The sequence below is a fragment of the Paenibacillus chitinolyticus genome (genome assembly GCF_045038035.1).
Lineage (GTDB): Bacteria > Bacillota > Bacilli > Paenibacillales > NBRC-103111 > Paenibacillus_F > Paenibacillus_F chitinolyticus_A.
The window spans coordinates 708248-722207 of the sequence record NZ_CP173427.1 but is presented as its reverse complement, the minus strand read 5'-3'; the positions used below and the strand labels follow the sequence as shown (position 1 = coordinate 722207).

At 56.3% G+C, this 13960-nt stretch carries 12 protein-coding genes; 3 read left to right on the top strand and 9 right to left on the bottom strand.

What is annotated here, in order from left to right; translation table 11 throughout:
* Window positions 1-2 precede the first annotated feature (2 nt).
* The 3 genes from ACI48J_RS03355 to ACI48J_RS03345 all read right to left on the bottom strand — a co-directional run bounded on the left by ACI48J_RS03355 (window position 3) and on the right by ACI48J_RS03345 (window position 3350).
* Window positions 3-983, bottom strand: a complete 981-nt coding sequence (locus ACI48J_RS03355) for a MoxR family ATPase (protein WP_326056952.1) — start codon at window positions 981-983, stop codon at window positions 3-5.
* Between the two features lie 72 nt (window positions 984-1055).
* Window positions 1056-2432, bottom strand: a complete 1377-nt coding sequence (locus ACI48J_RS03350; protein ID WP_405081662.1) for a polysaccharide deacetylase family protein — start codon at window positions 2430-2432, stop codon at window positions 1056-1058.
* Between the two features lie 147 nt (window positions 2433-2579).
* Window positions 2580-3350: a nucleotidyltransferase domain-containing protein gene (locus tag ACI48J_RS03345; RefSeq protein ID WP_405081661.1), complete on the bottom strand. Its 771-nt coding sequence runs from the start codon at window positions 3348-3350 to the stop codon at window positions 2580-2582.
* 173 nt (window positions 3351-3523) lie between these two features.
* Between ACI48J_RS03345 and ACI48J_RS03340 the strand changes: the two genes are divergently transcribed.
* Window positions 3524-4684, top strand: coding sequence for a Gfo/Idh/MocA family protein (locus ACI48J_RS03340; protein ID WP_405081660.1), 1161 nt, complete (start codon window positions 3524-3526; stop codon window positions 4682-4684).
* Window positions 4685-4817: 133 nt separating this feature from the next.
* On the opposite strand, the gene bcp is transcribed toward ACI48J_RS03340, so the two are convergent.
* The 5 genes from bcp to ACI48J_RS03315 all read right to left on the bottom strand — a co-directional run bounded on the left by bcp (window position 4818) and on the right by ACI48J_RS03315 (window position 8994).
* A complete protein-coding gene (gene bcp / locus ACI48J_RS03335) occupies window positions 4818-5282 on the bottom strand; it encodes a thioredoxin-dependent thiol peroxidase (protein WP_405081659.1) in 465 nt (154 codons plus the stop codon).
* Window positions 5283-5444: 162 nt separating this feature from the next.
* A complete protein-coding gene (locus ACI48J_RS03330) occupies window positions 5445-6182 on the bottom strand; it encodes a hypothetical protein (RefSeq protein ID WP_405081657.1) in 738 nt (245 codons plus the stop codon).
* Window positions 6183-6335: 153 nt separating this feature from the next.
* Window positions 6336-7121: an ABC-2 family transporter protein gene (locus ACI48J_RS03325; RefSeq protein ID WP_326056935.1), complete on the bottom strand. Its 786-nt coding sequence runs from the start codon at window positions 7119-7121 to the stop codon at window positions 6336-6338.
* A gap of 3 nt (window positions 7122-7124) precedes the next feature.
* Complete coding sequence (locus tag ACI48J_RS03320; RefSeq protein WP_326056932.1) at window positions 7125-7919, bottom strand: ABC-2 family transporter protein; 795 nt, start codon at window positions 7917-7919, stop codon at window positions 7125-7127.
* Window positions 7912-8994 (bottom strand): ATP-binding cassette domain-containing protein, encoded by a 1083-nt coding sequence (locus tag ACI48J_RS03315; RefSeq protein ID WP_405081656.1) that lies wholly within the window; start codon window positions 8992-8994, stop codon window positions 7912-7914. Before ACI48J_RS03315 ends, ACI48J_RS03320 begins: the two co-directional genes overlap by 8 nt.
* A 275-nt stretch (window positions 8995-9269) precedes the next feature.
* Here ACI48J_RS03315 and ACI48J_RS03310 point away from each other — a divergent pair, with 275 nt between their 5' ends.
* Complete coding sequence (locus ACI48J_RS03310; protein ID WP_405081655.1) at window positions 9270-10367, top strand: LCP family protein; 1098 nt, start codon at window positions 9270-9272, stop codon at window positions 10365-10367.
* 124 nt (window positions 10368-10491) lie between these two features.
* Window positions 10492-11802, top strand: a complete 1311-nt coding sequence (locus ACI48J_RS03305) for a glutamate-1-semialdehyde 2,1-aminomutase (protein ID WP_405081654.1) — start codon at window positions 10492-10494, stop codon at window positions 11800-11802.
* A 385-nt stretch (window positions 11803-12187) separates the two neighbouring features.
* Here ACI48J_RS03305 and ACI48J_RS03300 read toward each other — a convergent pair whose 3' ends face one another.
* Complete coding sequence (locus ACI48J_RS03300) at window positions 12188-13954, bottom strand: sensor histidine kinase (RefSeq protein ID WP_405081652.1); 1767 nt, start codon at window positions 13952-13954, stop codon at window positions 12188-12190.
* Window positions 13955-13960: the final 6 nt, after the last annotated feature.

Genomic DNA, 13960 nt, shown 5'->3' with positions numbered 1-13960 from the left:
CCCTAGCGGACAGCCGCGAAACGCAGCACGGGAATCGGCACGGAAGCGACGGCCGCTTCCACCGCAGCCTGCGGGGTCCTGCCGCCGATAAGCGCATCCGTCGACGGCAGCAGCCGATGGGCGAAAACGGGCACGGCCAGGCATTTGATGTCGTCGGGCACGACGTAGCGGCGGCCCTGCATCAGCGCTCTGGCCTGAGCGGCCCGCATCAAGGCCGCGGAGGCGCGGGGACTGGCCCCGAGCCGCAGATCGGGATGCCTCCGCGTGGCCCCGGCGAGGCTTACGATATACTCACGCAGGGACTCGTCAACGTTGACCGTGGCGGCCTCGTTCTGCAGCTGCACCCATTCTTCCTGCAGCAAAACAGGCCTCAAGCTGCCCTCCGAACGCCGCTGAAGCTGCTGCTCCAGCATGCCGACTTCGTCCCCGTGCTCCGGATAGCCGAGCGACAGCTTCATCAGGAAGCGGTCCAACTGCGCCTCGGGAATGGGATACGTCCCTTCATGATCGAGCGGATTTTGCGTGGCGAGCAGCAGGAAAGGCTTCGGAAGCTCGTAGGTGACACCGTCCACGGTTACGCTGCGCTCCTCCATGGCTTCCAAGAAGGCCGCCTGTGTCCTGGGCAGCGCGCGATTCAGTTCGTCGGCGAGGACGACCGGATTCATAATCGGTCCCGGTCTGAATTCGAAGGCGGCGGTTTGCGGCTGGAATACGGAAACGCCCGTAATATCCGACGGCATTAAATCCGGCGTGCATTGAATTCTTTTACAGCCGCAGCCTACCGTGGCTGCCAGACTGCGGACAAGCAGCGTTTTGCCGACGCCCGGCACATCTTCCAGAAGAACATGGCCTCCGCACAGCATGGCAATGACGCTTTTCTCGATCACATCCCGTTTGCCGACAACGACTTTGGCGACTTGATCGACTACTTTTTGAAGAAGGGTATGGGGCTGGTCAAATAAGAACGTCCGATTGGAAATCACGGGGAAAGCCTCCTAGTGAAATGATATATTCCCAGTGTTCCCCGTTCTCTATGAAAATAGACTAGCAGTTTGCTAGGAAAAAAGAGCGCTTCTGCCGGAAATCGTCACTTCTCTCCCGAGGTCGTCCGCGTGATAGTCTAGTATGTCGCCTCCCAGCAGTTCTACTGTCTTCCTCAGAGGGACATAGAGACTCCCGTCGAGAAGACGCATATTAGGCAGATGATAGACGGCCGTCACCCCGGCCCATAGGCGCACCGACAAGGTGTAGTCGCGCAGATTATAGTCCATCCGGGTGAACCCGTAGTCGACGCGGGCCGTCAAGGCCGCCTGGTCCCAGCTGACTTTGGCTCCCATCTGCTGCGCAAGCACTCGCAGCGGCACTTCGAGCCGCTCCTCCCGGAAAAGAGCCTGCTCCGGGGGAAGCACCGTCCTTCTGCCGTCTACGATCAGCGTCAGAGGAAGCTGCGGCGCCGCCTGCCGGGGCCGGACGGAGCCCGCTCCCACGGCCGCTTCTTCGCCGGACGGGACAGGCGCGCGCGCGCCGGAAACGGTTGCGGCTGCGGCTGCGGCCCAGTCTCGCATCGCCGCAGCCGTCCGGGCGAATTCCGCTTCGCCGGGTGCGCCCCGGTGCCACCGTCCGGCTTTGCGGACGGGGAACTGGGCGGGCTTCACCTGATCGTCCAGCCTCGAAAAGGCGTAGCCCTTGTCCCTGAAGTACCGGATAACTTCCGGCAGCGCTTTTACCGTTTCCTTGTGACCGGTCCCGTCATGAAACAAAACCGTCAGCTCATGCTTGAGCGGAGCTTTACGGATCGAGCGGATAATTTCCGCAGCGGGAACGCCCGTCCGCTTGGAGTCCTCGCTGTCGATATCCCAATCGTACAGCGTATAGCCCGCTTCCTTCATGTAGTAGAAGTAGAAGGCATCGAAATTCTCGGCGGTTCCGCCGGGCGCCCGCATCAAGCCGGTCCGGAAACCGGCCGCTTTCTCGATTGCCCGGTCAGTCTGCTCGACCTGACTCCAGAAGCCTTTGTAGTCCGAGTACAGCTTCTTGTAGGTATGATCGTAGCTGTGGTTGCCAAGCGCGTGGCCTTCGGAGACGATCCGCTTGACCATCTTCGGATTTTCCTCCACGTGCTCTCCGACGACAAAAAATGTGGCGGGGATTCCTTCTTTTCGCAAAATATCCAGCACTTCCGGTGTATATTTGCTCGGTCCGTCGTCGAACGTCAAATAGACCGTCGGTTTGTCGGGAACAGCGTAGGACCGGTCCGAGGCGACCTTCTGTCCGCTTATAAGCGCTTCGTAAATACTCTCTGCCGGGTCGCCGTCCGCTTCGGCCGCATAAGCTCTGTACGCAGGCTGTATGGACGGGAATACAATGAAAATAAGGAGAAGGATAAGAGCGATCCGGGTAAAGCGAAAGTGGGACAACTTCGTTTTCAGCATGACAATCCCTCCGCATTATTCAGTCATTTGGCTGCTGATAGAGTATATGAGAGAGTTGCCGGGGGTATGCTTTTGCACGTAAAAAAGAGCCCGGCTGACGCCAGGCTCTCGTAATTAAGCGGTATGCGGACGGACAAATCTAGCACTTTATTTCCATACGAGGGTCAAATAGCGGCGATATACATCGTCAAGCAGGGGCGTCGGGTCCGTCAGTTCCGCCGTGCTTGCCGCGGCCACCTCCGTCAGATGCTCGATCTCTTTCCCGATAAACGCGTGAATCTCCTCGACCCTCGCTTCGAGATCCAGTTCTTCCCCGGCTATTTTTCTCCTTAAAAGCTCATTTATCTGATCTTTCAACCCGGATTCGGGCAGAAGCTTATCTACCAGCTCCTGAAAAAGAATAGGCGGGTTCGTGTCATTCTCCTCGATCCATTTGCAGGCCAGAATCGGACGGAGCACGTAGAAATATTTTTTGATCCGTACCTGGTCCCTTTGGAGGTATTCCCGGAAATTGCCCTTCGCCATGCTCAGATAATGATGAAGAGACGCCTTGGGCGAGAACACCTCGCTGCGGAGGCGGAGCATCTCTTCCTTGAATCCGTAAGCTTCCTGATAGACGATATCCGAAATCAGCCATTCCATAAGAGGCGGATTCGATTTGCGGAAAAGCTTCAGCGCTTTCCGGATATCCCAGCCGTTAATATCGAGCATCTCGTTGATCGGCACTTCGATCACGTCTCTTTTGTCGTCGATGGAAAGATACCATTCGGGTCTGCGGACATAAACAAACCTCACGTCATAGTCGCTGTCCCTGGAAGGAAACCCCCAGGCGCGGCTTCCCGACTCTACGGCAAACAACACTTTTATCTGCTCGTTCTCTTCGATTTCTTTTAATTTTTCACGTATGACCGCTTCCATAAAAGCCCTCCGCTTCCCGAAATTTTTCAGTTCTTCAATCAATCCGGCTCTTTTTGGGGTAAAAACAGATTAAAAGCTTACTCTGTAACCTGCTGCCTGTTCCAGGGAGCTGAAAGTTAACGCCGTTAACCGCAAACCAGGCTAATTCCAGACTAATTAAAGAGGTGAAACGAATGGGAGATATTAAAGTCGGCGTGATCGGGACGGGATTCTCGGCCATGGCCCACATCGAGGCCCTCCAGCGGGTGCCTTCGGTTCAAGTCGTCGCGATTGCTTCTTCTCGGCTGTCGCATGCGGAGGAAGCGGCGGCCCGCTACCGGATCCCCCTGTATTACGGAGACGCCATGGAGCTTATCCAGGACCCGGATATCGACGTTGTACACAACTGTACGCCCAATCATTTGCACTACACGTTCAATAAGGCGGCTCTGCTTGCCGGCAAACACGTCTTGTCCGAAAAGCCGCTCTCCGTTACCGTCGAGGAGTCGGATGAACTGCAGAAGCTTGCGCGGGAAAAAGGTCTCGTCGCCGGCGTGGCGTTTATTTACCGCCACTATCCCCTCGTCGAGGAAATCAAGCAGCAGATCGCTTCCCGGGCATACGGCAAGCCGCACTATGTGCTGGGCGGCTACCTCCAGGACTGGCTGCTGTACGAGACGGATTATAACTGGCGCATGGACTCGCGCCTGAACGGGCCTTCGCGGGCGATGGCGGATATCGGCTCCCATTGGTGCGATACCGTCCAGTACGTGCTGGGCACCCGGATCGTGTCGGTCTTCGCGGACCTCGGAATCGTCCATCCCGTACGGTATAAGCCCAAGGACGGGCATGCCACGTTCACGAACGCCTCGCCCAAGCCGGAGGATTGCGAACGCGTTGAGGTGGACACCGAGGATTTCGGGTCCATTCTGGTCCGGTTCGAGGACGGCACCAAGGGCGTCTTCTGCATCTCCCAGGTCAGTCCCGGCCGCAAAAACAAGCTGTATTTCGAGATTTCCGCCGAAAAAGGCGCCCTGCGCTGGGACCAGGAGGAAGCGAACCGGCTGTGGATCGGCTCCCGGGATGTGCCCAATCAGATCCAGATGCGCGATGCCAGCCTGATGAGCTCCCAGGCCGCCTCCATCACCCATTATCCCGGCGGTCATGAAGAAGGCTGGCCCGATGCGCTTAAGAACCTGCTGCTCGACTACTACTCTCTCATAGGCAAACGCAGAGCGCGGAAGACGGACGAAACCAGTTCAAAGTTCGCTACCTTCAATCAGGCATGCGGCGTGATGAGAATCGTCGAAGCGGTTCTGCAAAGCCATGAGCGCCAGCGGTGGGTGGACGTGTAAGTTACCGCCCTCTTCTTCCGCTCCGCCCCGGGTCCGTGCAGGCGGGCTTCGCTGCTGGATAATAGCAGGCGGCGGAAGACACCATCGCTCCGCTCCCGCTGTCCAGGTATGCAAGCGGGTTTCTTCAAACCGCTTAGTGTTCTTTCAGATAAGTCAGCGCTTCCTCAATATGGCCTTTCACTTTGACCTTGCGCCATTCCTTGAGAAGGACGCCTTCTTCATCGATGAGAAACGTCGAGCGTTCGATACCCATAAACGTTTTACCGTACATGCTTTTCTCTTTCCAGACCCCGTAGATCTCGGCTACCGCGTGATCTTCATCGGCCAGCAGCAGGAAAGGCAGGCTGTACTTGTCGATAAATTTCTCGTGCCGTTTCAGGGAATCCGTGCTGACGCCCAGAATGACGGCGTTTAAAGATTCGAATTCCGTATGCTTGTCCCTGAAATCACACGCCTGGGTCGTGCATCCGGGCGTCATGTCCTTCGGGTAGAAATATAGGACCACTTTCTTCCCTTTAAAATCGGACAATTTCACCTGCTGTCCGTTATTGGCCGGCAGTTCGAAATCCGGTGCTTGCCGCCCCGTGTTTATACTCATATCGGGACCCTCCTTCGGTTCGTCGTTTTTGCATTTAGTTTCCATTATACTCATCTAACGGATTCATTGGAAATCGAGTTCAAGCCTGTTACGCAAAAAGACCGGCAGCGTTGTCCGCTGCCGGTCTTTCTTCGAATCCCGTGCCGTACTCAAGCCGTCATTCTACTCGGCCTGCTCCGCTTGGGCTTGCTGCTGTTCTTTCTTCTGAGACTTATCGCCCTTCTTCGCGTCGATAAATTTCTCCAGCGAAGGAGTCAGCTCTGTTTTCAGCTTCTCGAGAAGCTGCTCTCTTGTGAACCCTTTGGCTTCCGCAATCTCGGCAACGGTTTTACCCGCTTCCTGCTGCGTTTTCAGCTCGTCTTTGGTAATGCCGAGGATAGCCGCAAGCTTCTCCGGATCTACAAAGCCGCCTTCACGGCCGTGTTTGCCGCCTTTGAAATTCTGCATGCCGGTAACCGTAACGGCCTTCTCGATGCGCGTTTGAAGATTCGCTTTCAGCTCGGCCGCCTTCGTGCTGTCGATTTTGCCTTCGGTTACTTTGGCATCAATTTCTTTCGTGGAGGCTTCCACCAGCTTCTTCACCAGGTCCGCCTGGCTGATGCCTTTGGCTTCGGCCAGCTGAACCAGGGACTTGCCCGCTTTCAACTCGGTGATCAAGGCCTTTTCTTCCAGACCGAGAACGGTTGCCGCATCTTTCAGGTAAGATCCCGGACCGCCGAATTGTCCGAAAGATTTGCGGTCCTTGCCGTCATGCTTGAATGGCGCCGACTGCTGAGTCGACGTTTGACCCGAATCGGTGCTGTCGGCTGCGAATACCTGGCTGGAAAGAGCGGCTCCGCCGCCGAGCAGAAGTGCTGCGGCCAATGTGGATACCATCAATTTGCTGCGTGTTTTATTCATTCTTATTTCCACCTTTCAAATGGGGGCTTGTTTATGCTACACCCCAAGTATAGGCGGAAATTATGACGGAACTTTTACGCCAAGCTTAGCGGAACCTAAAACTTTGCTGAAAGCAACCTGAAAATTGTGGCAGCCTCCGTTTCCTCCGTCGAATCAGGACCCCGCTCCCCGGTAGCGTTTGACCCCGATGTTCCACACGCTTAGGCCGATCGTAATGAAAATAATTCCCATGACCGGTGTCAGCAGGGCAAAACCCTTCCAATTGAGCGGATCCAGGAAATAAGCCGCCGGGTAAAACCCGACGAATGCGAACGGCAGGATCCACGTCAGAATACCGCGCAGCAGCTTGTTGTAGATCGTAACCGGATACCGTCCGTAGTTCTGGATGTTCCAGATCAGAGGCATAATGCCGGTCGGCGAATCGGAAAAGAACGCAAGCGCGCTCAGCGAGACGTAAATGCCGCCGTAAATCAGCACGCCGGACACGACCATCATCAGCATAATAAGCGGATCGCTCCAGTGGACCGGCAAATCGAGCTGGCCCCACGAGTAGATCATCACGACCAGTCCGGCTAGAGCGCTGAACAAGGAGGCCGGGTCCATGTTCTCCAGCATAAGCTGCCACAGACTGTGGGCCGGACGGGTCAGAATGCGGTCCATTTCCCCCTTGACGATGTAGCGCTCGCTGAAATTCCACAAATTGAATATCGTCGAGAACAACCCGTACGGGATCATAAAGAAGCCGTATATGAACAGAATCTGATCGCGGTTCCAGTCGCCGAGAAGCGCGGTCTGCTGGAAAACGACGAGAATAAACACGAGGTTCAACCCGTTGAACAGCAAATCCGAAACGACCTCGATCCAGAAATCCGAACGATAGGTCAGCCTGGTTTTCAAATAATTTTTCAGGTAATCCAGAATAAGCGATAAATAGAACATACGTTAACCCCCCTGCACGAACAGCCGGGTTCTTGCTTTATGCCACATGAAGGCAATCGGCACAAGAAGCACGACGAACCAGATGACTTGGATCGAAACCGCCTGCCATACGGCGCTTCCGGTCAATTTGCCGGTAATCACCGATCCGGGCAAATACGTGATGGCCTGGAACGGCAGCCATTCCAGAAGCTTCGCCGTCCAGCCGGGGAACATCGTGATCGGCAGGATCAGCCCGGAGAACAGATCGACCGCGACCCGCTTCATCCGCATCATGCCCTCACTGTTTTCCAGGAAAAATGCGGACAATCCCGTCATAATATTAATCTGCGAATTGATTAAGAATGCGAACAGCAGCATGAGCAGATAGACGAGCCACAAGGAAATATCCGTCGGCAGCTCGACCGGGAACAAGAGCGAGACGATCACGAGACCAGGCGTCGTAAAAAGAAGGAACCGGAACAAGCCTTCTCCGAGACCCTGCATCATTTTGTACACCACATAATTGTAAGGACGGATAAACTGGATCGCGACGCTTCCGTCCCGGATTTCATTCGCGATTTCCCGGTCCAGATTATTGAAGTAAAAAGCGCGGCTCATCCAGGACACCACGATATACGTCGTCATCTGTCCCAACGTCTGGCCGCCAAGCGTTTCCTGACTGCCGTAAATCGCTTTCCACAGGAAATAGTAGGAACCGATGTTGAGCGCATACACCAGAATGCCGCTGTAATAATTGACCCGGTAGGCGAGCATGGTAATGAACCGGATGCGGATCAGCTCCACATAAGCCTTATACATGCGGCACCGCTCCTTTATCCTCTTCGGCCCCGCTGCCCGGCTCTCCCGTTTCCGGCGCGGACGGCTTCCGGACCTCGGCCGAACCGGATTTGTAAATCTCGCGGACGATATCGTCGGTATTCGTTTCCAGGATACGGATATCCGCAATCTGAACGACACCGACGATCCGCGCCAGAACGTCGGACACGTTCGCGCTCCGCTGAGGGATAAACACACGGGCGTCCAGCGGGCTGTCCTGCTCCCAGGTCACGTCCAGACCTTCCGTGAGCAGCTTCAGATTTTCAAGAGGCACCGGGTCGTTGAATTGCAGCACCACTTCCTTGCCTTTGCCCCACGTCTCCTTCAGCTGATCGAGACCGCCGTCGTAAATGATGCGCCCGTCGTCCAGCATGATGACCCTTGAACATAGGGCTTCGATATCTTGAAGATCGTGCGTGGTAAGCAGGATGGTCGTCCCGTAGCGCTGGTTCAGCGATTTCAGGAACTCGCGGATCTCGGTTTTCACCACGATGTCGAGCCCGATCGTCGGCTCGTCTAGGAAAACGATCGCGGGGTTGTGCAGCAGCGAAGCCGCAAGCTCGCAGCGCATCCGCTGACCGAGACTCAGCTTCCGGACCGGCCGGCTGAGCAGCTCGCCGAGCTGGAGCCGGTCGGACAGCTCGTCCAGCCGCGCTTTAAAATCGTTTTCCGGCACCCGGTATACTTTCTTAAGCAGTTGGAACGATTCGATGACGCCGATATCCCACCACAGCTGGCTCCTCTGGCCGAAAACGACTCCGATGCCTTTGACAAAAGCTTCGCGTTCCTTGTAGGGGATATATCCGTTCACCTGAAGATGGCCCGAAGTGGGAACGAGAATGCCCGTGAGCATTTTGATCGTCGTCGATTTGCCGGCGCCGTTCTCTCCGATATAGCCGCAAATCTCTCCCTCAGGAATCTCAAAACTGATATCTTTAACGGCCGTAACCTGGTTATATTCACGGTCGAACAGATCGCGAAACGCTCCTTTGAGCCCGCTTCTGCTTTTCTGCACACGGAACTCTTTGCGCAGATCTCTCACTTCGATGGCTGGCATGTTTTCCTCCTGCTGTTTAGTTGGACTGGGAAAGTTTGATAGCCCTGTGAATTCATGTGTAACTTGCGGCAGAGAAGAAGTTGCCCCTATAATGAAATACATGAGTTCGCCGTTCCCCACCCCTCATCATACAACAAAAGAGCTTTTTGTAAAAACACCCGGAGGCGGCTCCGGTACAAATCGCGGGAATACGGAAGCCTTGATTCAGCAGCCGGATATCCAGTTAATCATGTACAGACAACGCCTATTTTATAGATGGAAAGGGAATGAACTACATGCCGAAGCCTAAAAAAAGACGGGTAAAACCGTGGCGGATGCTGATTGTCGGGATTGTTTTCGCCCTGATCTGCACCGCAGGCTATTTTGCTTACAGCATATACAGCTTCGCCGATAACATTAACAATAAAGACGCAATCCAGGGAATCGATAAGAAGTACCAGGGAGACGACTATAAGCCTCCGGTCTGGGAGGGAACCGGGCGCGTGAACGTGCTTCTGCTCGGCGCGGACTCCAGGGGCGTAGAGAACGGAGAGCCGCCGCGCTCCGATACGCTCATGATCGCCTCCATCGATCCCGTGACCAAAAAGGCTTCCTTGATGTCCATCCTCCGGGACACCTGGGTTAAAATCCCCGGCAACGAGGAAGGGCGCATTAACTCGGCCTTTACGATCGGAGGGCCCAATCTGGCGATGAAAACCGTCAGCGAGCTGACCGGGATTCCGATCCAGTACTACTTATACACGGATTTCAAAGGGTTTATCGCCCTTGTGGACGCCATCGGCGGAATCGACCTCGAAGTCGAGAAGGACATGAAGTACACGGATGCCGCGGACGGACACGTATTCGATATCAATTTAAAAAAAGGCATGCAGCACCTGGACGGACAGACGGCCCTCCAGTACGTCAGGTTCCGGCACGACGCCCAGTCGGACTATGCCCGGACGGAACGCCAGCGGAAATTTTTGACGGCCGTGGCCGACAAAATGCAGAGCACGCAATCCATCCTTAAACTACCTTCCATTTTGAAGGGCATGGAACCTTACATCAATACGAACATGTCGTTCGGAGATATGCTCAAACTCGGCGGGCTTGCCTTTGACGCGAGAGCCAATGGCATTCAGAGCATCCAGCTGCCGCCGGAAAACCTGGTCATCGAACGCAGAATCAGCGGGGCACAGGTCCTGTCCGTCGATAAAACGAAGCTCAAGCGCTATCTCGATGACGTGTTCGAGGGCATGGCGGACGTTCCCGGAGCAGGCACAGGAACCGGCACCGATAAGGGCGCCGGCTCGGGTTCGGGCGGCAGCTCGTCCGGCGGCAGTTCGGGAAGCTCATCTTCCGGAGCCTCCGGCGCCAAGAACACCAAGCAGTAAAGCTTTCTAACGTGACCGTCTCCTCCGGGGAGACGGCACGTTATTTTTCTTCCCGGCCTCCACCATTCGGTGATAGGCTATAGAGGACACGATCTAACTACATAAACAAAGGAGTTACAAAGCCATGAATCATACACGTTCCGAAAAGCTCCATGAAGAAGCGCTCCGGCACATCGTCGGCGGAGTCAACAGCCCTTCCCGTTCGTTCAAAGCGGTCGGAGGCGGCGCTCCCGTATTTATGAAGCGTGCGGAAGGCGCCTACTTCTGGGACGAGGACGATAACCGATACATCGACTATCTCGCCGCTTACGGACCGATTATTACGGGACACGCCCATCCGCATGTGACCGAAGCGATCGTCCGCGCCGCCCGCAGCGGCACGCTTTACGGCACTCCGACGGAGCTCGAAATCACCTTCGCGCGGATGCTGAAGGAAGCCATTCCGTCGCTGGACAAAGTCCGCTTCGTCAACTCCGGCACGGAAGCCGTCATGACGACCATCCGCGTGGCGAGGGCTTACACCGGCCGCACGAAGATCATCAAATTCGCCGGCTGCTACCACGGCCATTCCGATCTCGTGCTCGTCGCGGCCGGCTCCGGCCCGTCCACGCTGGGCACGCCCGACAGCGCCGGCGTCCCCGCTTCCATCGCGCAGGAAGTCATCACCGTGCCGTTCAACGATATCCCGGCACTGGAAGAAGCCCTGGCGCGCTGGGGCGGCGACATCGCCGCGGTGATGGTCGAGCCCATCGTCGGCAACTTCGGCATGGTGATGCCGAAGCCGGGCTTCCTCGAGGGGCTCTGCGCCGCCGCGCGCGCAAACGGCTCCCTCGTCATCTACGACGAGGTGATTACCGCGTTCCGTTTCCACTACGGAACGACGCAAACCTACGCGGGCCTGAACAGCCGGCCCGAGGAGATCGAGCCCGACCTTACGGCGCTCGGCAAAATCATCGGCGGCGGACTGCCGATCGGCGCTTACGGCGGCCGTAAGGAAGTGATGGAGCAGGTCGCTCCGCTCGGACCTGCGTACCAGGCCGGCACGATGGCGGGCAACCCCGCCTCCATCTCCGCCGGCATCGCCTGCCTCGAGGTGCTGAGGCAGCCCGGCACGTACGAGCGTCTTGAGCAGCTCGGCGCGAAGCTGGCGGACGGCCTCCGCGAGTCGGCCTCCCGCCACGGCGTCGCGCTGACCGTGAACCGCATCGCCGGCGCGATCTCGACGCACTTCTGCGACCATCCGGTCACGAACTACGACGAGGCGCAGGACACGGACGGCGAGCGGTTCGGCCGCTTCTTCCGGCTCATGCTGGAGCGCGGCATCAATCTCGCCCCGTCGAAGTACGAGGCGTGGTTCCTGACCACCGCGCACACCGACGAAGACGTGGCCCGCACGCTGCAGGCGGCCGACGAGGCCTTCCGCCTGCTGGGCTGATGCTCCGGGGCGGAAGAGTCGTCCTTGCGGCGTTATCCCCGCGGCCCTGTCCCTGTCTCTTGCCCTTCGCATTCGTGATGCCGGCATAGTCTTATCCGCTTGCACGAAAAGCCGGACATCGGCTCAAGCGGCCTCCATCCGCGCCGTAAGCGTGAAAACATACAGCAAAGACTACGAGCCGAATCGTCGCGTTGTAATAACGTTAAGATAACTGTCTGCAATGACCTGTATTTTCTTTTTCATGGCGCCATTGCTTTTTTCATAATTTGAGCGGTTCGCGCTCCGCTTACGGGCCGTTCACAGAAGGCCGCTTCGCTTGCGTAACCACCCCTATACCGAAAGCTCCCGCTCTGCTTATGCAGAACGGGAGCTTTTTTTGGCAGGATCACTCTCGGTTCTTCTTGTGCTTGTAGGTCGGTATGCGCAGCAGCACGGCGGTGCCGATTCCGGGCCGGCTTGCCAGCGAGACGCCGTACTTTTTGCCGAAATGAAGCTTGATCCGCTGGTCCACATTGCGGATGCCGTAACCGGATTCCACCTCGGCCAGAGGATCGAAAAGCTTGCGGAACCGGTCCTGCGGGATGCCGTTGCCGTCATCGATGATTTTCAGATGAACATCGCCGCCGATGATCTCCCCGCTGATCCGGATGTGAATATGATCGCCGCACCAGGCGTGCTGAAGCGCATTTTCGATAAAAGGCTGCACGATGAGCTTTACCGTATCGTACCGGTTCACTTCCGGCTGGATATCGAAGAGGACTTCCATACGGTCGCCGTACTTGATGGATTGAATGTCCACATAAGCCTGCACCTGCTCCAGCTCCTTGCTCAGCGGGATGAAGGTCCGTCCGTCGTTAAGCGTCAGCCGGTAAAATTTCGCCAGTCCGATCACCATCCGGTGAAGCTTGTCGATATCGCCGAACCGGGCCAGGCGGCTGATCGACGATAAGGTGTTATACAGAAAGTGCGGGTTGATCTGCGCCTGCAGCGATTCCAGCTCCGCCTCTTTTTTCTGAAGGTTCGTGAGATAAACTTCCCTTATGAGCCCTTCCGTGTGCTGCCCCATATCGTTCAGCGCGGCCGCAATCTGGGCGAATTCGTCCCGCCCTTCGTACGCCATCCGCTTGCGGAATTCCCCTTCCCTGAACGCGTGCAGGACGGAGACGATTTTGGTCACCCTTTTGGAGAAGAACCGCGAAAACATCCAGCCCACGAAAAAAATAACCAGCACGGAAATGAGGCACACGATCGCCGTCAGCATCCGTACTTTGTCGGCATCCTGTTCCATGATTGCCGTCGGAACGAGCGAAACCACGCTCCAATCCAGACCTTCCAGAGGCTGGCGCAGCACGAGATGATTCCGGGTCCACGATTCATTCCATGTCTTGCCCGTCATGTTTGGATCGGCCGCCGACGAATAAAGGATGTCACCCTGGGGACCGACAATGTAAATGGCGCTGCCTTCCCCCACTTTCGTGTAATCCACACTTTCAAAAAGATCCTGCAGATGGGCGGTAACCCGGATGAAGCCGATTTCCCTCAGCTCCACCCCGTTCGTCGTATCCACGATTCTGCGCAGCAAAGAAAGGCGGCCGAACTTCGCGTCGTCCTCAATCTGCCGCCACTGCATCGTCGTTCCGTAGCGCTCGGGCGGGAAGCTTTTATACCAGTCGGCGTTCTCGATCCGGTTCATATGGTAGAGCTCGTACAGCTTTCCCACCGTCATGAGGGGATCGATATTTTCGTGATTGTAGTACACTTCCGGCAGGGTTTCATTGTGCAGATAGACGGAAAGCCACAGCCTAAGGCTGCTCGATTGAATGGTCTGCATCATTTTGGGAAGCAGGTAAGACGTCGTCGCGTCGTAGCTGACCCAGCCTTCCTCGTAATGTTTCAAATGCTTGGCCAGCGTCGTATCCCCGTAAATCATATTCGTCAGACGTCTCGTATCTTCGATTTTGTACTGGATATTGTCCCTGATCTGTCTCATCGTGCCCTGTACGCTGCTCTCCGCCTGCTCACGCACCGACTTTACCAAAGTAGAAACCGCGAACGAGCCTACAATGATCACCGGCACGAGAATGCAGAGCGCGTACGAAAGCATGAGCTTATAGCCGAACGGAACGAACCGCCGGCGCTCTTCCGGTTTCATCCGTTC